26 protein-coding genes are annotated in these 20,433 nt (G+C 61.3%); 15 read left to right on the top strand and 11 right to left on the bottom strand.

Features of this window, described 5'->3' with window-relative positions:
- The first annotated feature begins 78 nt into the window (after window positions 1-78).
- The 5 genes from J4D52_RS17905 to J4D52_RS17885 are packed head-to-tail and all read left to right on the top strand — an operon-like array spanning window position 79 to window position 3,859.
- Entirely contained in the window at window positions 79-474 is a 396-nt protein-coding gene (locus J4D52_RS17905; protein ID WP_007929895.1) for a hypothetical protein, read from the top strand.
- The gene (locus J4D52_RS17900) at window positions 467-1,843 is read left to right on the top strand and encodes an aspartate ammonia-lyase (RefSeq protein ID WP_007929894.1); all 1,377 of its coding nucleotides are present in this window, start codon (window positions 467-469) and stop codon (window positions 1,841-1,843) included. The genes J4D52_RS17905 and J4D52_RS17900 overlap by 8 nt, the downstream gene beginning before the upstream one ends.
- A gap of 27 nt (window positions 1,844-1,870) precedes the next feature.
- Entirely contained in the window at window positions 1,871-2,320 is a 450-nt protein-coding gene (locus tag J4D52_RS17895; protein WP_025806422.1) for a hypothetical protein, read from the top strand.
- Between the two features lies 1 nt (window position 2,321).
- Window positions 2,322-2,933: a superoxide dismutase gene (locus tag J4D52_RS17890; RefSeq protein ID WP_063428372.1), complete on the top strand. Its 612-nt coding sequence runs from the start codon at window positions 2,322-2,324 to the stop codon at window positions 2,931-2,933.
- Between the two features lie 32 nt (window positions 2,934-2,965).
- Entirely contained in the window at window positions 2,966-3,859 is an 894-nt protein-coding gene (locus tag J4D52_RS17885) for a ZIP family metal transporter (protein ID WP_063428373.1), read from the top strand.
- 31 nt (window positions 3,860-3,890) lie between these two features.
- Here J4D52_RS17885 and J4D52_RS17880 read toward each other — a convergent pair whose 3' ends face one another.
- From J4D52_RS17880 to J4D52_RS17835, 10 genes are all read right to left on the bottom strand, one after another.
- Entirely contained in the window at window positions 3,891-4,163 is a 273-nt protein-coding gene (locus tag J4D52_RS17880; protein WP_025806425.1) for an HPr family phosphocarrier protein, read from the bottom strand.
- Window positions 4,164-4,179: 16 nt separating this feature from the next.
- Complete coding sequence (rapZ, locus tag J4D52_RS17875) at window positions 4,180-5,037, bottom strand: RNase adapter RapZ (RefSeq protein ID WP_025806426.1); 858 nt, start codon at window positions 5,035-5,037, stop codon at window positions 4,180-4,182.
- 2 nt (window positions 5,038-5,039) lie between these two features.
- The gene (ptsN, locus tag J4D52_RS17870; protein WP_063428375.1) at window positions 5,040-5,504 is read right to left on the bottom strand and encodes a PTS IIA-like nitrogen regulatory protein PtsN; all 465 of its coding nucleotides are present in this window, start codon (window positions 5,502-5,504) and stop codon (window positions 5,040-5,042) included.
- A 12-nt stretch (window positions 5,505-5,516) separates the two neighbouring features.
- Window positions 5,517-5,822: a ribosome hibernation-promoting factor, HPF/YfiA family gene (hpf, locus tag J4D52_RS17865; protein ID WP_007929872.1), complete on the bottom strand. Its 306-nt coding sequence runs from the start codon at window positions 5,820-5,822 to the stop codon at window positions 5,517-5,519.
- Between the two features lie 79 nt (window positions 5,823-5,901).
- Complete coding sequence (locus J4D52_RS17860; protein ID WP_009047001.1) at window positions 5,902-7,395, bottom strand: RNA polymerase factor sigma-54; 1,494 nt, start codon at window positions 7,393-7,395, stop codon at window positions 5,902-5,904.
- A 182-nt stretch (window positions 7,396-7,577) separates the two neighbouring features.
- Window positions 7,578-8,303: an LPS export ABC transporter ATP-binding protein gene (gene lptB / locus J4D52_RS17855; protein ID WP_007929870.1), complete on the bottom strand. Its 726-nt coding sequence runs from the start codon at window positions 8,301-8,303 to the stop codon at window positions 7,578-7,580.
- A complete protein-coding gene (lptA, locus tag J4D52_RS17850; protein WP_007929869.1) occupies window positions 8,303-8,848 on the bottom strand; it encodes a lipopolysaccharide transport periplasmic protein LptA in 546 nt (181 codons plus the stop codon). Before lptA ends, lptB begins: the two co-directional genes overlap by 1 nt.
- Window positions 8,835-9,407, bottom strand: a complete 573-nt coding sequence (lptC, locus tag J4D52_RS17845; protein ID WP_025806428.1) for an LPS export ABC transporter periplasmic protein LptC — start codon at window positions 9,405-9,407, stop codon at window positions 8,835-8,837. Before lptC ends, lptA begins: the two co-directional genes overlap by 14 nt.
- Before the next feature lie 8 nt (window positions 9,408-9,415).
- The gene (locus J4D52_RS17840) at window positions 9,416-9,940 is read right to left on the bottom strand and encodes an HAD family hydrolase (protein ID WP_007929867.1); all 525 of its coding nucleotides are present in this window, start codon (window positions 9,938-9,940) and stop codon (window positions 9,416-9,418) included.
- A complete protein-coding gene (locus tag J4D52_RS17835; RefSeq protein WP_025806429.1) occupies window positions 9,940-10,914 on the bottom strand; it encodes a KpsF/GutQ family sugar-phosphate isomerase in 975 nt (324 codons plus the stop codon). Before J4D52_RS17835 ends, J4D52_RS17840 begins: the two co-directional genes overlap by 1 nt.
- Window positions 10,915-11,189: 275 nt before the next feature.
- Here J4D52_RS17835 and J4D52_RS17830 point away from each other — a divergent pair, with 275 nt between their 5' ends.
- The 10 genes from J4D52_RS17830 (at window position 11,190) to hisC (ending at window position 19,154) form a co-directional block, all read left to right on the top strand.
- Window positions 11,190-11,999, top strand: a complete 810-nt coding sequence (locus J4D52_RS17830; protein WP_009042197.1) for an ATP-binding cassette domain-containing protein — start codon at window positions 11,190-11,192, stop codon at window positions 11,997-11,999.
- The gene (mlaE, locus tag J4D52_RS17825; RefSeq protein ID WP_025806430.1) at window positions 11,999-12,796 is read left to right on the top strand and encodes a lipid asymmetry maintenance ABC transporter permease subunit MlaE; all 798 of its coding nucleotides are present in this window, start codon (window positions 11,999-12,001) and stop codon (window positions 12,794-12,796) included. The genes J4D52_RS17830 and mlaE overlap by 1 nt, the downstream gene beginning before the upstream one ends.
- Complete coding sequence (gene mlaD / locus J4D52_RS17820) at window positions 12,796-13,263, top strand: outer membrane lipid asymmetry maintenance protein MlaD (protein WP_007929863.1); 468 nt, start codon at window positions 12,796-12,798, stop codon at window positions 13,261-13,263. The genes mlaE and mlaD overlap by 1 nt, the downstream gene beginning before the upstream one ends.
- 10 nt (window positions 13,264-13,273) lie before the next feature.
- Window positions 13,274-13,927, top strand: a complete 654-nt coding sequence (locus J4D52_RS17815) for a phospholipid-binding protein MlaC (protein WP_025806431.1) — start codon at window positions 13,274-13,276, stop codon at window positions 13,925-13,927.
- The gene (locus tag J4D52_RS17810; RefSeq protein WP_007929861.1) at window positions 13,924-14,229 is read left to right on the top strand and encodes a lipid asymmetry maintenance protein MlaB; all 306 of its coding nucleotides are present in this window, start codon (window positions 13,924-13,926) and stop codon (window positions 14,227-14,229) included. The genes J4D52_RS17815 and J4D52_RS17810 overlap by 4 nt, the downstream gene beginning before the upstream one ends.
- 115 nt (window positions 14,230-14,344) lie before the next feature.
- Complete coding sequence (locus tag J4D52_RS17805; RefSeq protein ID WP_007929860.1) at window positions 14,345-14,596, top strand: BolA family protein; 252 nt, start codon at window positions 14,345-14,347, stop codon at window positions 14,594-14,596.
- 22 nt (window positions 14,597-14,618) lie between these two features.
- Window positions 14,619-15,884: a UDP-N-acetylglucosamine 1-carboxyvinyltransferase gene (murA, locus tag J4D52_RS17800; protein WP_025806432.1), complete on the top strand. Its 1,266-nt coding sequence runs from the start codon at window positions 14,619-14,621 to the stop codon at window positions 15,882-15,884.
- Between the two features lie 127 nt (window positions 15,885-16,011).
- A complete protein-coding gene (gene hisG, locus J4D52_RS17795) occupies window positions 16,012-16,647 on the top strand; it encodes an ATP phosphoribosyltransferase (RefSeq protein WP_063428378.1) in 636 nt (211 codons plus the stop codon).
- A gap of 123 nt (window positions 16,648-16,770) precedes the next feature.
- Complete coding sequence (hisD, locus tag J4D52_RS17790; protein WP_025806434.1) at window positions 16,771-18,099, top strand: histidinol dehydrogenase; 1,329 nt, start codon at window positions 16,771-16,773, stop codon at window positions 18,097-18,099.
- A 2-nt stretch (window positions 18,100-18,101) separates the two neighbouring features.
- A complete protein-coding gene (gene hisC, locus J4D52_RS17785; protein ID WP_025806435.1) occupies window positions 18,102-19,154 on the top strand; it encodes a histidinol-phosphate transaminase in 1,053 nt (350 codons plus the stop codon).
- A gap of 54 nt (window positions 19,155-19,208) precedes the next feature.
- On the opposite strand, the gene algW is transcribed toward hisC, so the two are convergent.
- Window positions 19,209-20,363: a Do family serine endopeptidase AlgW gene (gene algW / locus J4D52_RS17780; protein ID WP_025806436.1), complete on the bottom strand. Its 1,155-nt coding sequence runs from the start codon at window positions 20,361-20,363 to the stop codon at window positions 19,209-19,211.
- Between the last annotated feature and the right edge of the window lie 70 nt (window positions 20,364-20,433).

Raw genomic sequence — 20,433 nt, 5'->3', positions numbered from 1 at the left:
GGGGGAGCTTGGTCTTGAGCTTGTTTTGATTCTCAATATCATATAATAATAAATCTCATTATCGAATGAGCCCAGGTCATGAGTTCTGCCTTGCACGAGCAGCCTTACCTCGAAAGCTGGCGCTGGATGAGCCGCCAGATCCGTTGTGCCCTCGATCCGGACGAGCCGCGCCTGATCGAGCATTACCTGGCCGAAGGGCGCTACTTGGCGTGTTGCACCGCCACCTCGCCTTGGCTGATCGCCGAAACCTCATTCCGCCTGCTGCTTGATACCGCCACCGATACCGCGCTGCCCTGGCATTGGCGCAGCCAGTGCCTGGACCAGGCCTGGCGCCCGTTGCGTGACCTGGAACGCCTGTCTTTTTGCAAGTGCCGGCTCAAGCGCTGGCAAAGCCATGCCTGGCAACTGGCGACCTGCTCGTTGCTGCCATCCATTCCCCTTATCGAACTGGTGCAAGGATTTCCCGATGAGTAATACCCGTATCGAACGCGACAGCATGGGCGAGCTGCATGTTCCGGAGCAGGCGCTGTATGGCGCACAGACCCAGCGTGCAGTGGATAACTTTCCCATCAGCCACCAGCGCATGCCGGCGCAGTTCATCCGCGCACTGATCCTGGCCAAGGCGGCCGCAGCCAAGGCCAACGTCGAACTCAAACAACTGAGCGAATCCCAGGGCAAGGCCATAGTCGATGCCGCCCAAGGCCTGCTGGAAGGCGACTTCATGCAGCACTTCCCGGTGGATATCTTCCAGACCGGGTCCGGCACCAGTTCCAACATGAACGCCAACGAAGTCATCGCCACCTTGGCCAGCCGTCTGCTCGGCGAGCCGGTCAACCCCAACGACCATGTGAACTGTGGGCAGAGCAGCAACGACATCATTCCGACCACTATTCACGTCAGCGCCGCGCTGGGCTTGCACGAGCAATTGCTGCCGGCGCTGGTGCATCTGGTGCAGGTCATTGAGCGCAAGGCGGTGGAGGTCCATCCGTTCATCAAGACCGGCCGCACCCACCTGATGGACGCGATGCCGGTGCGCATGAGCCAGGTACTGGAAGGTTGGGCGCAGCAGCTCAAGGCCAATATCGGCCACCTGCAGGACCTGCTGCCGAGCCTGCAATCCCTGGCGCAGGGTGGTACCGCGGTGGGCACCGGGATCAACGCTCACCCGCAGTTCGCCGCGGGTTTCAGCCGGCAATTGAGCAGCCTGACCCAGGTGCAGTTCACGCCGGGCAAGAACCTGTTCGCCCTGATCGGCTCCCAGGACACTGCGGTGGCGGTCTCCGGCCAGCTCAAGGCCATCGCGGTCACCTTGATGAAGATCGCCAACGACCTGCGCTGGATGAACTCCGGGCCCTTGGCTGGCCTCGGCGAGATCGAGCTGGAAGGGCTGCAACCGGGGTCTTCGATCATGCCGGGCAAGGTCAACCCGGTGATTCCGGAAGCCACGGCGATGGTGGCGGCCCAGGTGATCGGCAACGACACCACGATCACGGTGGCGGGGCAGTCGGGCAACTTCGAGCTGAACGTCATGCTGCCGATCATCGCGCAGAACCTGTTGAGCAGCATCGAACTGCTGGCCAACTCCAGCCGCCTGCTGGCGGACAAGGCGATTGCCAGCTTCAAGGTCAACGAGCCCAAGCTCAAGGAGGCGCTGTCGCGCAACCCGATCCTGGTCACGGCGCTCAACCCGATCATCGGTTACCAGAAGGCCGCTGAAATCGCCAAGACCGCCTACAAGCAGGGGCGCCCGGTGATCGACGTCGCCCTTGAACACACTGATCTGTCACGCAGCCAGCTGGAGATCCTGCTCGACCCGGAAAAACTCACCGCGGGCGGCGTGTAAATCCCGACATTGCTTTGGAGGTTCACCATGGAGCACTGGAAACGCACGATCGAAAGGGCAAACCGTTTCTTCATGCAGGGCGACCTGGTGGATGCCCGCGAGTATTACTTGCAGGCCCTGGCCCTGGCGCAGGTGCTGTTCGAGCGCTGGAGCGATGCCGACGAAGCGGTGGCGGCCTGTGTCATCTCCCATCACAACCTGGCGGACCTGCACCTGCGCCTGAACCAGCCGGAGGAGAGCGCGGAATACCTCTGCGCCATCCACCAGCGGCTGTTGCAGACCATGCAGGACAACCGCCTGGCGCCGGCGCTGCGGGAAGCCGCGCTGCGCCAGAGCAGCAAGACCTATGTCGAGTTGCTCAACTTCATCGGTGAGCACGGTGAATACCCCCGTACCCATCGCCTGCTGGAGAGCAATGTCACGCAATCGACTTCCGGCGCCGCGACCCCGAATGCCCCTCATTACGGAGCCCATTGATATGTCCTTTACCTTGCCTGCATTGCCCTACGCCTACGACGCCCTGGAGCCGCATATCGATGCGCAGACCATGGAGATTCACTACACCAAGCACCATCAGACCTACATCAACAACCTCAACGCGGCCGTGGAAGGCACAGAATGGGCCGACTGGTCGGTGGAAAGGCTGGTGGCCGGGGTCCAGCAGCTGCCGGAGAAACTGCGTGCAGCGGTGATCAACCAGGGCGGCGGCCATGCCAACCATTCGTTGTTCTGGGCAGTGATGGCGCCGACCGGCGGAGGCAAGCCGGACGGTGCGCTGGGCCAGGCAATCGACGAGCAGCTGGGTGGTTTCGAGGCTTTCAAGGAGGCCTTCACCAAGGCCGCGCTTACGCGTTTCGGCAGCGGTTGGGCCTGGCTCAGCGTGACCCCGCAAAAGACCCTGATCGTCGAGAGCAGCGGCAACCAGGACAGCCCGTTAATGAACGGCAATACCCCGATTCTTGGTCTGGACGTGTGGGAGCACGCGTATTACCTGCGTTACCAGAACCGGCGGCCGGAATACATCAATGCGTTCTACAACGTGATCAATTGGCCGGAAGTAGCCCAGCGCTATCAGGCCGCGCTGATTTGAGCCCCCACCTATAAAAAGACCTAAGGCTGACTATGGGCACTGAAACACTGACGATCAGCAGCGGACGGATGTTTCGTTACGCGTTCGGTTCGCTGTTGCTGTTGGCGGGTACTGCATTGCTGGTTGCCCAGGGGTTGTCCTGGCTGGACCTGGAACCGCGCTTGTTGCGTGCATTACAGGGTGGGGCGGTCTGTGCCCTGGGAACCGCGCTGGGGGCAGTGCCGGTGCTGGTGATTCGCAAGATGCCGCTGGCGCTGAGTGACACCCTGTTGGGGTTCGGCGCCGGGGTGATGCTGGCGGCCACGGCATTTTCGCTGATCGTGCCCGGTATCGCCGCAGCGGAAAAACTCGGATTGTCGCCCTGGGCTTCGAGTGGCCTGATCAGCTTCGGCATCATGCTGGGTGCCTTGGGGCTGTTTCTGGTGGATCGCAAGGTGTCGGGGGGCAACCCGGAGAAGTTGGTAGGCACCCTTGAGCACCCGGTCATCCCGCCGCGCATCTGGCTGTTTGTGTTTGCCATCATTGCCCACAACATTCCTGAAGGAATGGCCGTAGGCGTTTCCGCGGGTGGCGGCATGCCGGAGGCGGACAGCCTAGCCATGGGGATCGCCTTGCAGGACGTGCCGGAAGGCCTGGTGATTGCCCTGGTGCTGGCTGGCGCAGGCATGTCCAGGGTCAAGGCGTTCCTGATCGGCGCCGCTTCAGGCCTGGTGGAGCCGGTGTTCGCTTTGCTTTGTGCGTGGCTGGTGAGCCTGGCCGAGATGCTGTTGCCGCTCGGACTGGCATTGGCGGCGGGGGCGATGCTGTTAGTGGTCACCCATGAGGTGATCCCTGAATCACGCCGCAACGGTCATGAAAAGCTGGCCAGCCTGGGCTTGTGTGTCGGTTTTTGCCTGATGATGGTCATGGATACGGCACTCGCTTGAGTGCCTTTCGGCAGGTTTGCCCTGCCGACCCTTACTCGCCTTCGTCGAAGAAGTTGTTGATCAGTGCCACCAGCGCTTCAAGCGCCTCCTGCTCCTGGTCGCCTTCGGTCTTCAGATGAATCCTGGTGCCCTTGCCGGCGGCCAGCATCATCATTGCCATGATGCTCTTGCCGTCGACCATCGACTCCGGGGTTCTCCCGGCGCGAATCTGGCAAGGAAACTGACCGGCCACGCCGACGAATTTTGCCGAGGCACGGGCATGCAGACCCAGTTTGTTGATGATTTCAATTTCCAGAGCAGGCATCGCGGGGTAGATCCTTTCAGCTAAGGTCGCGGTGGCGAACCTGGACGTTCTTCAGGGACTTTTGCAGGACTTGGCCCAAGCGTTCGGTCAGGTAGACCGAGCGGTGATGGCCGCCCGTGCAGCCAATGGCAATAGTGACGTAGGCGCGGTTGCTGGCGGCGAAACGTGGCAACCATTTCAGCAGGTAGCTGGAGATGTCCTGGAACATTTCCTCGACGTCCGGCTGGGCGGCCAGGTACTCGGCGACCGGCTGGTCGAGCCCGGACTGGTCGCGCAATTCAGGCTTCCAGTAGGGGTTCGGCAGGCAGCGCACATCGAACACCAGGTCGGCGTCGACCGGCATGCCACGCTTGAACCCGAAGGACTCCACCAGAAAGGCAGTGCCCGGCTCCGGCTGGTTCAACAGGCGCAACTTGATGGTATCGCGCAGTTGATACAGGTTCAGGCTGGTGGTGTTGACCTTGAGGTCGGCCAGGTCGGCAATTGGCCCTAGCAGATGGCTTTCGTCTTGAATCGCCTCGGCCAGCGAGCGGTTGCTGCTGCTCAAGGGGTGGCGACGGCGGGTTTCGGAAAAGCGCTTGAGCAGGGTTTCTTCGTCAGCGTCCAGGTACAGCACATCGCACTGGATATGCCGGCTGCGCACTTCCTCGAGCAGTTCGGGGAAGCGCGACAGGTGGCTTGGCAGGTTACGGGCGTCGATCGACACGGCGACCAGTGGCTGTGTCAGTTCGGTATGGATCAGCGCCCGCTCGGCCAGTTCGGGCAACAGCCCGGCTGGCAGGTTGTCGATGCAGTAGTAGCCGTTGTCCTCGAGTACATCGAGGGCAGTACTTTTACCTGAGCCGGACCGGCCGCTGACGATGATCAAACGCATGATTACTGACCGTTCTGTTCGTCCAGGACAACCTTGTACAAGGCTTCGTTGCTGCTGGCGCTGCGCAGCTTGTCGCGTACTTCTTTGCGGTCCAGCATGCTGGCAATCTGCCGGAGCAGTTCCAGGTGCGCATCGGTGGCGGCTTCCGGGACCAGCAGTACGAACAGCAGGTCGACCGGGGCGCCGTCGATGGCGTCGAAATCGATGGGAGCGTCCAGGTGCATCAAGGCACTGATGGGCGCCTCACAGCCTTTGAGGCGGCAGTGTGGAATGGCGATGCCGTTGCCAAAACCGGTGGAACCCAGTTTTTCACGGGCAATCAGGCTTTCGAAGACATCTTGCATCTCCAGATCGGGCACTTCGCGGCTGATCAGGTTGGCAATTTGTTCGAGGGCGCGTTTTTTACTGCCGCCCGGCACGTTCACCAGGGAACGGCCGGGGGTCAGGATGCTTTCAAGTCGGATCATGGGAGGGGAGTGTTAGCGACCCGTGCCTTGGAGAAGGTGGAGTTGCTTTTCCTTATGCTTTTTCAGTTGGCGGTCAAGCTTGTCCGTGAGCAAGTCGATTGCGGCATACATGTCGTCATGTTCTGCATTGGCGACGACTTCCCCACCATGGATGTGCAGCGTGGCCTCGATTTTCTGCTTCAGTTTTTCGACGGCCAGCGTTACCTGCACATTGGTAATCTTGTCAAAGTGCCGCTCCAGTCGGTCGAGTTTTTCGCCGATGTAAGCGCGCAGAGGTTCGGTCACTTCCAGTTGGTGTCCACTGATGTTGACTTGCATACAGCTTCTCCTTCGTTGCCAGTGCATAAAGCGGCAGGTCGATTGACCTGCCACTGAAACGCTGTGGCGAGCCCGGCGGTTACATCAACCGCTTCCGTTCGCTGGAAGGCGCGATCCCCAGGGATTCGCGGTACTTGGCGACGGTACGACGGGCTACCTGAATGCCTTGTGCCTCCAGTAAACCAGCGATCTTGCTGTCACTCAACGGCTTTTTCTGATTTTCCGCGGCGACCAGTTTTTTGATGATCGCGCGGATCGCCGTGGACGAGCATTCACCGCCTTCGGAGGTACTTACGTGGCTGGAGAAAAAGTATTTCAGTTCATAAATGCCCCGAGGGGTATGCATGAATTTTTGCGTGGTCACCCGTGAAATCGTCGATTCGTGCATGCCCACCGCTTCGGCGATGTCATGCAGGACCAGCGGTTTCATCGCTTCATCGCCGTACTCGAGGAAGCCGCGCTGATGCTCGACGATCTGGGTGGCGACTTTCATCAGGGTTTCGTTACGGCTCTGCAGGCTCTTGATGAACCAGCGGGCCTCCTGCAGCTGATTGCGCATGAAGGTGTTGTCGGCGCTGGTGTCGGCGCGCCGCACGAAGCCGGCGTACTGCGGGTTGACGCGCAGGCGCGGCACGGACTCCTGGTTCAGTTCCACCAGCCAGCGTTCGTTGTCCTTGCGCACTATGACGTCGGGGACCACGTATTCGGCTTCGGTGGATTCGATTTGCGAGCCCGGCCGTGGGTTGAGGCTCTGTACCAGCTCGATGACCTGGCGCAGTTCGTCTTCCTTGAGCTTCATGCGCCGCATCAGCTGGCTGTAGTCGCGGCTGCCGAGCAGGTCGATGAAGTCGGTGACCAGGCGCTTGGCTTCAGTCAGCCAAGGGGTCTTGGCGGGCAGCTGGCGCAGTTGCAGCAGCAGGCATTCGCCCAGGTTGCGGGCGCCGATGCCGGCGGGCTCGAATTGCTGGATGCGGTGCAGGACGGCCTCGATTTCGTCGAGTTCGATGTCCAGCTCCGGATCGAAGGCTTCGAGGATTTCCTCGAGGGTTTCATCCAGATAGCCCTGATTGTTGATGCAGTCGATCAGGGTCACGGCGATCAGGCGATCGGTGTCGGACATGGGCGCCAGGTTCAACTGCCAGAGCAGATGGCTCTGCAGGCTTTCGCCGGCCGAGGTGCGGGTGGTGAAGTCCCACTCGTCGTCATCGTTGCTGGGCAGGCTGCTGGCGCTGGTCTGGTAGACGTCTTCCCAGGCGGTGTCGACCGGCAGGTCGTTGGGAATGCGCTCGTTCCATTCGCCGTCCTCGAGGTTGTCCACCGTCGGGGCGGTTTCCTGGTAGGAGGGTTCCTGGATATCGGTATTGGGTTTCTGCTCGGCGTTGTCGGCCAGCGGATCGGTGTTATCGAAGTCGTCGCCTTCTTCCTGGCGCTCGAGCATCGGGTTGGACTCCAGGGCCTCCTGGATTTCCTGTTGCAGGTCCAGGGTCGACAATTGGAGCAGGCGGATGGCCTGTTGCAGCTGCGGTGTCATCGTCAGCTGCTGGCCCATTCTGAGGACTAGCGATGGTTTCATGGCAGGGGCTTAACACCTTATTCGCCGGCGCACATGCGCCATCCACTACAGGGCGCGTGAGCGCCAAACATAAGCAAATTATATGCCTGAAACTGAAGTGTTTGCCTAGAGCGCTGTAACAATAAAAACAGCAGGGTTTTATTGGGACGGGCGCTCTGGCGACCAGCCAAACACCTCAGGGCTTACAGGCGGAACTCATGGCCCAGGTAAACTTCCTTGACCAGCTCGTTGGCGAGGATGGTTTCGGCGTCGCCTTCGGCGATCAGTTGGCCGTCGTTGACGATGTAGGCGGTTTCGCAGATATCCAGGGTTTCACGGACGTTGTGGTCGGTGATGAGCACGCCGATGCCCTTGGCCTTCAGGTGGTGAATGATCTGCTTGATGTCGCCTACCGAGATCGGGTCCACGCCGGCGAAGGGTTCGTCGAGCAGGATGAACTTGGGTGCGGTGGCCAGTGCGCGAGCGATTTCCACACGGCGACGTTCACCACCGGAGAGGCTCATGCCGAGGTTGTCGCGAATGTGGTTGATGTGGAACTCCTGCAGCAGGCTTTCCAGTTCCTGGCGACGACCGGCCTTGTCGAGCTCCTTGCGGGTCTCGAGGATGGCCATGATGTTGTCGGCTACCGAGAGCTTGCGGAAGATCGAGGCTTCCTGCGGCAGGTAACCGATCCCGGCGCGGGCGCGGCCGTGCATCGGCTGGTGGCTGACATCCAGGTCGTCGATCAGGATACGTCCCTGATCGGCCTGGACCAGGCCGACGATCATGTAGAAGCAGGTGGTCTTGCCGGCGCCGTTGGGGCCGAGCAGGCCGACGATCTGGCCGCTGTCGATGGACAGGCTGACGTCACGCACGACCTGGCGGCTCTTGTAGCTCTTGGCCAGGTGCTGAGCTTTCAGAGTTGCCATTACTGGGCCTTTTCGTCAGTTTTCTTTTTCGGCTGGATGACCATGTCGATCCGTGGGCGCGACTCGGTGACCTTGCTGCCGGTGGCGCGACCGGCGCTGGCCAGCTTCTTGTTGGTGTCGTAGACGATTTTCTCGCCCTGGGTGATGTTGCCATCCTTGTCGACGACTTTGGCGCGGTCGATCAGCACGACGCGGTTCTGCGCGGCGTGGTACTGGATGGTCACACCGTAGCCCTGGACCGGCTTGGTGTCGCCCTGGGTTTGAATCTGTTCGAAGTAGGCCAGGTTGCCCACCGAGGTCACCACGTCGATATCACCGGTCTGGGTACGGGTGATGGTCACGGTATTGCCGGTGACCTTCATCGAGCCCTGGGTGATGATCACGTCGCCTCTGTAGGTGGCTACGCCATTCTTGTCGTCCAGTTGAGCGTCGTCGGCCTGGATGCGGATTGGTTGCTGGCTATCGTTCGGCAGAGCCCAGGCGCTCACGCTTCCCAGTGCTGCGCCCAGACCGAGCAAAATAGGGAGGGTTTTAACGAGCCTCATACTGTCCTCTTACGTTCGATAGCAGGTTCATCCTGCCGTCTTTCAAATACGCTTTCATTCCCTTGCCAGTCGTCACGCCGCCGGCGCCGTCGATTCTAACGTCTTGATCGGTCTGCGCATATTGCTTCTGCGGGAATACTGTCATGCGGGTCGTGGTGATCAGCAGGTTGCGATTTTTCTCGTCGGTGCGGGAAACCCGTACCGAATCGATCAACTCGACCTGGGTGCCATCCGGGTTGACTTCGCCGTGCTCGCTCTGGACGTGCCAGGGGAAGGCGGTGCCGCGATACATCTGCAGGTCCGGCTTGGTCAGCAGCGTCACCTCGCTGGCCTTGAGGTGTTCGACCTTGTCGGACGTCATTTCGTACTGCAGCTTGCCGTCGGGCAGGTACTGCACGCTACGGGCGTTGATGGCGTAGTAGTCGATGGCGCTTTCGTCGACCTGCGCGACCGGCTTGTCGAGGAAGCGTTCCGGGCTGATGTTCCAGTATCCCACCGCCAGGAACAGCACGGTGATGATGCCGAAGATCAGGATGTTGCGAATCTTTTTGCTCAGCATGGGAGGCTCTATAAGTAGGCGGCGTGGGCCGCTTCAAGGCTGCCTTGGGCGCGCAGGATCAACTCGCAGAACTCGCGGGCGGCACCTTCGCCGCCACGGGCCTGGGTAACGCCATGGGCGTGTTCACGGACAAAACTGGCGGCATTGGCGACGGCCATGCCCAGGCCGACCCGGCGGATCACCGGCAGGTCCGGCAGGTCGTCGCCCAGGTAGGCGACCTGCTCATAGCTTAGGCCCAGTTGGGCAAGAAGCCCGTCCAGCACCACCAGTTTGTCCTCGCGGCCCTGAAACAGATGGGGAATCCCCAGGTTTTTCGCCCGGCGCTCGACCACCGGCGTCTTGCGCCCGCTGATGATTGCCGTCTGTACGCCCGTGGCCATCAGCATCTTGATGCCCTGGCCATCGAGGGTGTTGAAGGTCTTGAACTCGCTGCCGTCTTCGAGGAAGTACAGGCGACCGTCGGTCAGTACGCCATCCACGTCGAAAACCGCCAGCTTGATGTTCTTGCCGCGTTGCAGCAGATCCGTGCTCATTACATGACTCCCGCGCGCAGCAGGTCGGACAGGTTGAAGGCGCCGATCGGGCGATCGTCCTTGTCCACCACGACCAGTGCGTTGATTCGATTGTCTTCCATGATTTTCAGGGCTTCGGCCGCCAGCATTTCGGCGCGGGCGGTCTTGCCGTGAAGGGTCATGACTTCATCGATAGTGGTGTGGTGAATGTCGATGGTGCGGTCCAGGGTGCGGCGCAGGTCGCCGTCGGTGAAGACCCCGGCCAGGCGCCCGTCGGCCTCGACAATGACGGTCATGCCCAGGCCCTTGCGGGTCATTTCCATCAAGGCATCCTTGAGCAGGGTGCCACGCTGGACCTGTGGCAACTGTTCGCCGGCATGCATGACGTTCTCGACCTTCAGCAGCAGGCGACGGCCCAGCGCGCCGCCCGGATGGGAGAAGGCGAAGTCTTCGGCGGTGAAGCCGCGGGCTTCCAGCAGCGCCACGGCCAAGGCGTCGCCCATGACCAGGGCGGCGGTGGTCGAGGAGGTCGGGGCCAGGTTCAGTGGGCAGGCCTCTTGCTCGACCTGGACGTTGAGGTTGACCTCGGCGGCCTTGGCCAGCGGTGAATCAGGGTTGCCGGTGATGCTGATCAACTGGATGCCCAGGCGCTTGATCAACGGCAACAGGGTCACGATTTCATTGGTCGAGCCGGAATTGGACAGGGCCAGGATCACATCGTCCCGGGTAATCATGCCCATGTCGCCATGGCTGGCTTCGGCCGGATGGACAAAAAACGCGGTGGTGCCGGTGCTGGCCAGGGTGGCGGCGATCTTGTTGCCGATATGCCCGGACTTGCCCATGCCGACCACGACTACGCGGCCTTTGCTGGCCAGAATCATCTCGCAAGCGCGTACGAAATCTGCGTCGATATGTGGCAGCAAGCCTTGTACGGCTTCTATCTCGAGGCGGATGGTGCGTTGTGCCGATTGAATCAGGTCGCTGGATTGGCTCATGTCAGAAATCGTATAGCCTGATGAAAAGGCGGCGATTATAGCGGTAATGATCGATTCCCTCACGCAAGTTCGTCAGCCTTTGTCCTTCTATAGGCTGGAATTGTCCTGTAAAGCCCGTTTTAGCCTGTCGTGAACCTGAACGCGGATGGCTTCGGCCTTGGGGGCTCCGTATCAGCAGTGATATAGTTCGCCGCCAGTTCGGCCTGCCCTGGGTGCATGTACTCCCGGCAGGGAGCCAAGCGTCCGAGTGAGAGGCTGCATCGCAAGGAGTTTAGATGAGTGCCGATAACGCCTACGCGGTCGAGCTGAAGGGACTGTCCTTCAAGCGCGGTGCGCGCAGCATCTTCAATAATGTCGATATCCGTATTCCACGGGGCAAGGTCACCGGCATCATGGGGCCTTCCGGTTGCGGCAAGACCACGCTCCTGCGGTTGATGGGCGCGCAGTTGCGCCCCAGCAGCGGTGAAGTCTGGGTCAACGGCCAGAACCTGCCCAAGTTGTCGCGCGGCGATCTGTTCGACGCCCGCAAGCAGATGGGTGTGCTGTTTCAGAGCGGCGCGCTGTTCACCGATCTCGATGTGTTCGAGAACGTCGCCTTTCCGCTGCGCGTTCATACCCAGCTGCCGGATGAAATGATCCGCGATATCGTCCTGCTCAAGTTGCAGGCGGTCGGGTTGCGCGGTGCCATCGACCTGATGCCCGACGAACTGTCCGGCGGCATGAAGCGTCGTGTGGCCCTGGCCCGGGCCATCGCCCTGGACCCGCAGATCCTCATGTACGACGAGCCGTTCGTAGGCCAGGACCCGATCGCCATGGGCGTGCTGGTGCGCCTGATCCGCCTGCTCAACGACGCGTTGGGTATCACCAGTATCGTGGTTTCCCATGATCTGGCGGAAACCGCGAGCATCGCCGACTACATCTATGTGGTGGGCGATGGCCAGGTGCTGGGGCAGGGCACGCCCGACGAATTGATGGATTCCGATAACCCGCGGATCCGCCAGTTCATGAAAGGCGACCCCGACGGTCCGGTACCCTTTCACTTTCCAGCGCCTGATTACCGCGCAGATCTTCTGGGGAAGCGCTGATGCGCAAAGTATCTTTATTGGAGCGAATTCGTCTGTTCGGTCGCTCGGGCATCGACGTTCTTGCGGTGCTCGGGCGTTCGAGCCTGATGCTGTTTCACGTGTTGTTCGGCCGCGGCAGCATCGGCGGCGGCTTCGGCCTCTTGGTCAAGCAGCTGCATTCGGTGGGCGTGATGTCCCTGGTGATCATCGTGGTCTCCGGGATATTCATCGGCATGGTACTGGCGCTGCAGGGCTTCAATATCCTGTCCAGCTACGGTTCGGAGCAGGCGGTGGGGCAGATGGTCGCCCTGACCCTGCTGCGTGAACTGGGGCCGGTGGTCACGGCATTGCTCTTCGCCGGCCGGGCCGGTTCGGCGCTGACCGCGGAAATCGGCAACATGAAAGCCACCGAACAGCTCTCCAGCCTGGAGATGATCGGTGTCGACCCGCTCAAATACATTGTCGCGCCACGTCTGTGGGCCGGTTTCATTTCCCTGCCGTTGCTGGCGATCATCTTCAGCGTGGTGGGCATCTGGGGCGGTTCGTGGGTGGCCGTCGACTGGCTGGGAGTCTATGAAGGTTCCTACTGGTCGAACATGCAAAACAGCGTGACGTTCAATGAGGACGTGCTCAATGGCATCATCAAGAGCATCGTTTTCGCCTTTGTCGTGACCTGGATCGCCGTATTCCAAGGCTATGACTGCGAGCCCACTTCAGAGGGGATCAGTCGTGCCACTACCAAGACCGTTGTGTACGCCTCGTTGGCCGTACTCGGCCTGGACTTTATTCTGACCGCCTTGATGTTTGGAGATTTCTGATGCAAAACCGCACCCTGGAAATCGGTGTCGGCCTTTTCCTGCTGGCTGGCATCCTGGCTTTGCTGTTGCTTGCCTTGCGGGTCAGTGGCTTGTCCCCGACCTCGAGCACCGATACTTATAAACTTTACGCATATTTCGACAATATCGCCGGTTTGACGGTCAGAGCTAAAGTGACCATGGCCGGTGTGACCATCGGCAAGGTCACGGCTATCGATCTGGACCGCGACAGTTTCACCGGTCGGGTCACGCTGCAGTTGGAAAAGCGCGTAGATAACCTGCCGACCGACTCGACTGCATCTATCCTGACCGCTGGGCTGCTCGGCGAGAAATACATTGGTATCAGCGTCGGCGGCGAAGACACGTTGCTCAAGGATGGCGGGACCATCCACGACACCCAGTCTTCACTGGTACTTGAGGACCTGATCGGTAAATTCCTGCTCAATACCGTTAGCAAAGACGCCAAATGAGGATTTTTTCATGATCTCTACCTTGCGACGTAGCCTGTTGGTATTACTGGCGGCGTTGCCGTTGATGGCTCACGCCGTGGCGGCGCCTTCCGCGCATGATCTGGTACAGGACACCACCAACCGTCTGCTGGCCGACCTGGCTGCCAACAAAGAAAAGTACAAGCAGGACCCGCAAGACTTTTATGCGGCGCTGAACAGCATCGTGGGTCCGGTCGTGGATGCCGAAGGTATTTCCAAGAGCATTATGACGGTCAAGTACTCGCGTAAGGCCACGCCGGAGCAAATGCGCACCTTTGAGGAAAACTTCAAGAAGGGCCTGTTCCAGTTCTATGGCAACGCCTTGCTGGAGTACAACAACCAGGGCATCGTCGTTGACCCTGCCAGGGACGAGTCGGGCGACCGTACCAGCGTCGGCATGACGGTCAAGGGCAGCAACGGCGCGGTCTATCCTGTGTCCTACACGCTGGAGAAGATCAACGGCGAGTGGAAACTGCGCAACGTGATCATCAACGGTATCAATATCGGCAAGCTGTTCCGCGATCAGTTCGCCGATGCCATGCAGCGCAACGGCAACGACCTGGACAAGACCATCAACAACTGGGCCGGCGAAGTGGCCAAGGCCAAGGAAGCGAGCGAAAACTCGCCAGAGAAGGTCACGCAATGAGTGAGTCGGCCGTCCGTCTGGGTGAAGCCGGCGAACTGCTGATCAGCGGTGTGCTGGACTATCGCTCCGGCCCGGGCCTGCGCAAGCAGGGGCAGGCCCTGATCGCCTCCAGCACCGCGGCGGCGCTGGTGCTCGACTGTTCGGCGGTAGAGAAGTCCAGCAGCGTCGGCTTGTCGTTGCTGCTGGCCTTCATGCGCGATGCCGCGGCAGCCGGCAAGGCCGTCAGCATCCGCGCGTTACCTGAAGACATGCGCGAAATCGCCGAGGTTTCCGGTTTGACCGAGCTGCTGGCACAGCCTTAGCAACCCATCGACAAGCAAGCCCCCCGTCAGAGTCCTGCTATGCGGGGTTCGCAGGCGCGGGGCTTTTTTGTATGATGTCCGACCCGCGCGCACAGGGCGCCGATTGAGGTTGAGCATGCAGGCCAACGAAGTGAAGAGCTTCCTTGAAGGAAAGCTGTCCGAGACTCTTTCATCCGTTCAGGTAGAAGTTGAGGGCGAAGGCTGCAACTTTCAGCTGAACGTGATCAGTGACGAACTGGTGGCCTTGAGTCCGGTCAAGCGTCAGCAGAGCATCTATGCCCATTTGAACCCGTGGATCGCCGATGGCAGCATCCATGCGGTCACTATGAAATTTTTCAGCAGCGCGGCCTGGGCCGAGCGCACCTGAGCCCAAGGGCGTCGAGATTCTTATGGATAAATTGATTATTACCGGCGGCGTTCGTCTTGATGGCGAGATCCGCATTTCCGGGGCAAAGAACTCTGCCCTGCCGATTCTGGCTGCAACCCTGCTGTGCGATGGCCCGGTCACGGTCGCCAACCTGCCGCACCTGCACGACATCACCACCATGATCGAGCTGTTCGGTCGCATGGGCATCGAGCCGGTGATCGACGAGAAGCTCAGCGTCGAAATCGACCCACGCACCATCAAGACCCTGGTTGCTCCTTATGAGCTGGTCAAGACCATGCGTGCCTCGATCCTGGTGCTGGGCCCGATGGTTGCCCGTTTCGGCGAAGCCGAAGTCGCGCTGCCTGGCGGTTGCGCCATCGGTTCGCGTCCGGTCGACCTGCACATCCGTGGCCTGGAAGCCATGGGCGCGGTGATCGACGTCGAAGGCGGCTACATCAAGGCCAAGGCGCCTGAAGGCGGTCTGCGCGGCGCGCACTTCTTCTTCGATACCGTGAGTGTGACCGGTACCGAGAACATCATGATGGCCGCCGCCCTGGCCAAAGGCCGCAGCGTGCTGCAGAACGCCGCCCGCGAACCTGAAGTGGTCGACCTGGCGAACTTCCTCAATGCCATGGGCGCCAAGGTTTCCGGCGCCGGTACCGACACCATCACCATCGACGGTGTCGAGCGCCTGCACTCGGCGATCTACAAGGTCATGCCTGACCGTATCGAAACCGGCACCTACCTGGTCGCCGCCGCCGTGACCGGCGGTCGCGTGAAGGTCAAGGACACCGATCCGACCATCCTCGAAGCCGTCCTGGAAAAACTCAAGGAATCCGGCGCCGAAGTCACCACCGGCGAGGACTGGATCGAGCTGAACATGCATGGCAAGCGTCCGAAGGCGGTCAACGTGCGTACTGCACCGTACCCGGCGTTCCCGACCGACATGCAGGCCCAGTTCATCTCCCTCAACGCCATTGCCGAAGGCACGGGCGCAGTGATCGAGACCATCTTCGAAAACCGCTTCATGCACGTCTACGAACTGCACCGCATGGGCGCGAAGATCCAGGTCGAAGGCAACACCGCGATCGTCACCGGCACCGAAATCCTCAAGGGCGCGCCAGTCATGGCCACCGACCTGCGGGCTTCGGCCAGCCTGGTGATCTCGGCACTGATGGCCGAAGGCGACACCCTGATCGATCGCATCTACCACATCGACCGTGGTTACGAGTGCATCGAAGAGAAGCTGCAGATGCTCGGCGCCAAGATCCGCCGCGTACCGGGCTAGTTTGCGTGATGGGCACAGGGACGTGCCCCAAGGTTTGGTTCCAAGTCGAGCCTGTGTTCAGGCTCGATGCGTGTCTGGCGCCGTTTGCGACCGGGCATGAGTATCCTGATAAGGACTTACGTTTCCCATGTTGACCATCGCACTGTCCAAGGGCCGCATCCTTGATGACACCTTGCCGCTTCTGGCTGAAGCCGGCATCGTGCCTACCGAGAATCCGGACAAGAGCCGCAAGCTGATCATCCCCACGACCCAGGCCGATGTGCGCTTGCTGATCGTGCGCGCCACCGACGTGCCGACCTATGTCGAACATGGTGCCGCCGACCTCGGCGTTGCCGGTAAAGATGTGCTGATGGAATACGGCGGCCAGGGCCTGTACGAGCCGCTGGACCTGCAGATCGCCCAGTGCAAGCTGATGACCGCCGGTGCCATCGGCGCGGCCGAGCCCAAGGGCCGCCTGCGCGTCGCCACCAAGTTCGTCAACGTTGCCAAGCGTTACTACGCCGAGCAGGGTCGCCAGGTCGACATCATCAAGCTGTACGGCTCGATGGAGCTGGCGCCGCTGATCGGCCTGGCGGACAAGATCATCGACGTGGTCGACACCGGCAACACCCTGCGGGCCAACGGCCTGGAGCCCCAGGAGCTGATTTCCAAGATCAGTTCCCGTCTGGTGGTCAACAAGGCCTCCATGAAAATGCAGCACGCCCGCATCCAGGCACTGATCGACACCCTGCGCAAAGCAGTGGAGTCGCGACACCGCGGTTGATTCACTCGCGCGGCGCCAGCCGCGCCCGTCTATCCGTGTCATAGCCAATTTTCTCAGGTGCCCGCGCGAATGGACTGGTAGCTTAGGGTGCCTGAGCATTAGCCATTCAATGAGGCCCTCGCTATGACCGCTCCCACTGCAATTCGCCGACTCAACGCTGCTGACCCGGATTTCGCGCATCATCTGGATCATCTGCTGAGCTGGGAAAGTGTGTCTGACGACTCGGTCAATCAGCGGGTGCTGGACATCATCAAGGCGGTGCGCGAGCGCGGCGACGCGGCGCTGGTGGAATTCACCCAGCGTTTCGACGGCCTGCAAGTGGCGTCCATGGCCGACCTGATCCTGCCGCGCGAGCGCCTGGAGCTTGCCCTGACCCGGATCACCGTGGCCCAGCGCGAAGCCCTGGAAAAAGCCGCGGCGCGGGTGCGCAGCTACCACGAAAAACAGAAACAGGACTCCTGGAGCTACACCGAGGCCGACGGCACGGTGCTGGGCCAGAAGGTCACGCCGCTGGATCGCGCTGGCCTGTATGTGCCGGGCGGCAAGGCGTCTTATCCATCCTCGGTATTGATGAATGCCATCCCGGCCAAAGTCGCTGGCGTCACCGAAGTGGTGATGGTGGTGCCGACCCCGCGTGGCGAGGTCAATGAACTGGTGCTGGCCGCGGCCTGCATCGCCGGCGTCGACCGGGTGTTCACCATCGGTGGCGCCCAGGCCGTTGCCGCCCTGGCCTACGGCACCGAGAGCGTGCCGCAGGTGGACAAGGTGGTCGGCCCGGGCAACATCTATGTGGCCACCGCCAAGCGTCACGTATTCGGTCAGGTCGGCATCGACATGATCGCCGGTCCTTCGGAGATCCTGGTGGTGTGCGATGGCCAGACCGATCCGGACTGGATCGCCATGGACCTGTTCTCCCAGGCCGAGCACGACGAAGACGCCCAGGCGATCCTGGTCAGCCCGGACGCGGCGTTCCTCGATCAGGTCGCCGCCAGCATCGCCAAGCTGTTGCCGACCATGGAGCGCGCGGAAATCATCAATACCTCGATCAATGGCCGTGGCGCCTTGATCCAGGTGCGCGACATGCAGCAGGCCATCGAAGTGGCCAACCGCATCGCCCCGGAGCACCTTGAACTGTCCGTCGCCGATCCCCAGGCCTGGTTGCCGCAGATCCGTCACGCCGGCGCGATCTTCATGGGCCGTCACACCTCCGAGGCCCTGGGCGACTACTGCGCAGGCCCGAACCACGTGCTGCCGACTTCCGGCACGGCGCGTTTCTCCTCGCCGCTGGGGGTGTATGACTTCCAGAAACGTTCGTCGATCATTTTCTGCTCCGAGCAGGGCGCTTCCGAACTGGGCAAGACCGCTTCGGTGCTGGCCCGTGGCGAGTCGCTGAGCGCCCACGCCCGCAGTGCGGAATACCGGATCATCGCTGACCAGGAACAGGGGCAATAAGCATGAGTAAATTCTGGAGTCCGTTCGTCAAGGACTTGGTGCCCTATGTGCCGGGCGAACAGCCGAAGCTGACCAAACTGGTCAAGCTCAACACCAACGAAAACCCTTACGGCCCGTCGCCCAAGGCGCTGGCCGCGATGCAGGGCGAACTGAACGACAACCTGCGCCTGTACCCGGACCCCAACAGCGACCTGCTCAAGCAGGCGGTGGCCCGGTATTACGGGGTACAGAGCAACCAGGTGTTCCTCGGCAACGGTTCCGACGAAGTGCTGGCGCACATCTTTCACGGCTTGCTGCAGCACGACCAACCGCTGCTGTTCCCGGACATCAGCTACAGCTTCTATCCGGTGTATTGCGGCCTGTACGGCATCGACTTCGACGCGGTGCCGCTGGACGAGCAGTTCCAGATCCGCCCAGCCGATTACGCCAGGCCGAACGGCGGGATCATCTTCCCCAACCCGAACGCGCCGACCGGCTGCCTGCTGGCCCTGGAGGCCGTCGAGCAGATCCTCAAGGCCAGCCCGGATTCGGTCGTGGTGGTGGACGAGGCGTACATCGACTTCGGCGGTGAAACCGCCATCAGCCTGGTGGACCGCTATCCGAATCTGCTGGTGACCCAGACCCTGTCCAAGTCCCGTTCCCTGGCTGGCCTGCGGGTCGGCCTGGCGGTGGGACACCCGGACCTGATCGAGGCGCTGGAGCGGATCAAGAACAGCTTCAACTCCTACCCGCTGGATCGCCTGGCGATAGTTGGCGCCGCGGCGGCGTTCGATGATCGCGAGTACTTCGCCAAGACCTGCCAACTGGTGATCGACAGCCGCGAGCAGGTGGTGGCGCAGTTGCGCGCCAAGGGCTTTGAAGTGCTGCCGTCGGCTGCCAACTTCATCTTTGCCCGTCACCCACGACATGATGCGGCGGGCCTGGCGGCCAAGCTGCGGGAGCAGGGGGTGATTGTCCGGCACTTCAAGCAGGAGCGGATTGCCCAGTTCCTGCGGATCAGTATCGGCACGCCGGAGCAGAACCAGGCCCTGATCGACGGCCTGGGCGAGCTGTAAGCCCTACCGCGAGCCAGCTCACTCCTGCGGGAGCGAAGCTGGCTCGCGATGCTTTTACTCTTTTTCCTTGACCGGCGCCGGTGGCGGGCGCAGGCCGATTTCGGCGGTGAGCTTGAGCTCCTTGCCGTTGCGCATCACCTGGATGCTGACCTTATCGCTGGGCTTGATCCGCGCCACCTGGTTCATCGAGCGACGGCCATCGCCGGCCGGTTCGCCATCGATGCTGAGAATCACGTCCCCCAACTGCATGCCGGCCTTTTGCGCCGGACCGTCGCGGAAAATCCCCGCCACCACGATGCCCGGGCGCCCGGACAAGCCGAACGATTCGGCCAGTTCCTGGGTCAGCGGCTGCACCTCGATGCCCAGCCAGCCACGAATCACCTGGCCGTGCTCGATGATCGACTTCATCACCTCCATGGCCAGCTTGATCGGGATGGCGAAGCCAATGCCCTGGGAACCGCCGGACTTGGAGAAGATCGCCGTGTTGATCCCGGTCAGGTTGCCGTTGGCATCCACCAGCGCGCCGCCGGAGTTGCCCGGGTTGATCGCCGCATCGGTCTGGATGAAGTCTTCGTAGTTGTTCAGGCCCAGCTGATTGCGCCCGGTGGCGCTGATGATGCCCATGGTCACGGTCTGGCCGACCCCGAACGGGTTACCGATGGCCAGGGTCACGTCACCGATGCGGATGCTGTCGGAGCGCCCGACGGTGATCGAGGGCAGGTTCTTCAGGTCGATCTTGAGGACCGCCAGGTCGGTTTCCGGGTCGCTGCCGATCACATGGGCCAGGGTTTCACGACCGTCCTTGAGCGCCACCACAATCTGTTCGGCGCCGGAGGTCACGTGGTTGTTGGTCAGTAGATAACCTTCGGGGCTCATGATCACCCCGGAACCCAGGCTCGACTCCATGCGCTGCTGCTTGGGCAGGTTGTCGCCGAAGAAGCGGCGGAACTGCGGGTCCTCGAACAACGGGTGCGCCGGTTTGTTGATGACCTTGGTGGTGTACAGGTTGACCACTGCCGGCGCGGCGATCGCCACGGCATCGGCATAGGACACCGGGCCTTGTCGAAGCGCCTTGGTTTGCGGGGCTTGCTGCAGGTTGACGTCCAGGCTGGGCAGGCCGACCCATTGCGGGTAACGCTGAATTATCAGCAACGCGATAAGCACACCGGCCAACAGCGGCCAGCCAAAAAAACGCAGAGCCTTGAGCATTGAGCAAGTCCTGAGAGGTTGCAGGCCGCCCGGGACGGCCCATAATGTCGCGCATTATACGAGGCCGCGC

Origin of the sequence: Pseudomonas sp. GW460-12-10-14-TSB1 (assembly GCF_017349775.1) — a bacterium.
Classification (GTDB): Bacteria; Pseudomonadota; Gammaproteobacteria; order Pseudomonadales; family Pseudomonadaceae; genus Aquipseudomonas; species Aquipseudomonas piscium.
This window is presented reverse-complemented; position numbering and strand designations above follow the sequence as displayed.

Coding starts and splice junctions, on each gene's coding strand:
- J4D52_RS17905 (WP_007929895.1), top strand. CDS start 79: ATGAGTTCTGCCTTGCACGAGCAGCCTTACCTCGAAAGCTGGCGCTGG.
- J4D52_RS17900 (WP_007929894.1), top strand. CDS start 467: ATGAGTAATACCCGTATCGAACGCGACAGCATGGGCGAGCTGCATGTT.
- J4D52_RS17895 (WP_025806422.1), top strand. CDS start 1,871: ATGGAGCACTGGAAACGCACGATCGAAAGGGCAAACCGTTTCTTCATG.
- J4D52_RS17890 (WP_063428372.1), top strand. CDS start 2,322: ATGTCCTTTACCTTGCCTGCATTGCCCTACGCCTACGACGCCCTGGAG.
- J4D52_RS17885 (WP_063428373.1), top strand. CDS start 2,966: ATGGGCACTGAAACACTGACGATCAGCAGCGGACGGATGTTTCGTTAC.
- J4D52_RS17880 (WP_025806425.1), bottom strand. CDS start 4,163: ATGCCTGCTCTGGAAATTGAAATCATCAACAAACTGGGTCTGCATGCC.
- rapZ (WP_025806426.1), bottom strand. CDS start 5,037: ATGCGTTTGATCATCGTCAGCGGCCGGTCCGGCTCAGGTAAAAGTACT.
- ptsN (WP_063428375.1), bottom strand. CDS start 5,504: ATGATCCGACTTGAAAGCATCCTGACCCCCGGCCGTTCCCTGGTGAAC.
- hpf (WP_007929872.1), bottom strand. CDS start 5,822: ATGCAAGTCAACATCAGTGGACACCAACTGGAAGTGACCGAACCTCTG.
- J4D52_RS17860 (WP_009047001.1), bottom strand. CDS start 7,395: ATGAAACCATCGCTAGTCCTCAGAATGGGCCAGCAGCTGACGATGACA.
- lptB (WP_007929870.1), bottom strand. CDS start 8,303: ATGGCAACTCTGAAAGCTCAGCACCTGGCCAAGAGCTACAAGAGCCGC.
- lptA (WP_007929869.1), bottom strand. CDS start 8,848: ATGAGGCTCGTTAAAACCCTCCCTATTTTGCTCGGTCTGGGCGCAGCA.
- lptC (WP_025806428.1), bottom strand. CDS start 9,407: ATGCTGAGCAAAAAGATTCGCAACATCCTGATCTTCGGCATCATCACC.
- J4D52_RS17840 (WP_007929867.1), bottom strand. CDS start 9,940: ATGAGCACGGATCTGCTGCAACGCGGCAAGAACATCAAGCTGGCGGTT.
- J4D52_RS17835 (WP_025806429.1), bottom strand. CDS start 10,914: ATGAGCCAATCCAGCGACCTGATTCAATCGGCACAACGCACCATCCGC.
- J4D52_RS17830 (WP_009042197.1), top strand. CDS start 11,190: ATGAGTGCCGATAACGCCTACGCGGTCGAGCTGAAGGGACTGTCCTTC.
- mlaE (WP_025806430.1), top strand. CDS start 11,999: ATGCGCAAAGTATCTTTATTGGAGCGAATTCGTCTGTTCGGTCGCTCG.
- mlaD (WP_007929863.1), top strand. CDS start 12,796: ATGCAAAACCGCACCCTGGAAATCGGTGTCGGCCTTTTCCTGCTGGCT.
- J4D52_RS17815 (WP_025806431.1), top strand. CDS start 13,274: ATGATCTCTACCTTGCGACGTAGCCTGTTGGTATTACTGGCGGCGTTG.
- J4D52_RS17810 (WP_007929861.1), top strand. CDS start 13,924: ATGAGTGAGTCGGCCGTCCGTCTGGGTGAAGCCGGCGAACTGCTGATC.
- J4D52_RS17805 (WP_007929860.1), top strand. CDS start 14,345: ATGCAGGCCAACGAAGTGAAGAGCTTCCTTGAAGGAAAGCTGTCCGAG.
- murA (WP_025806432.1), top strand. CDS start 14,619: ATGGATAAATTGATTATTACCGGCGGCGTTCGTCTTGATGGCGAGATC.
- hisG (WP_063428378.1), top strand. CDS start 16,012: ATGTTGACCATCGCACTGTCCAAGGGCCGCATCCTTGATGACACCTTG.
- hisD (WP_025806434.1), top strand. CDS start 16,771: ATGACCGCTCCCACTGCAATTCGCCGACTCAACGCTGCTGACCCGGAT.
- hisC (WP_025806435.1), top strand. CDS start 18,102: ATGAGTAAATTCTGGAGTCCGTTCGTCAAGGACTTGGTGCCCTATGTG.
- algW (WP_025806436.1), bottom strand. CDS start 20,363: ATGCTCAAGGCTCTGCGTTTTTTTGGCTGGCCGCTGTTGGCCGGTGTG.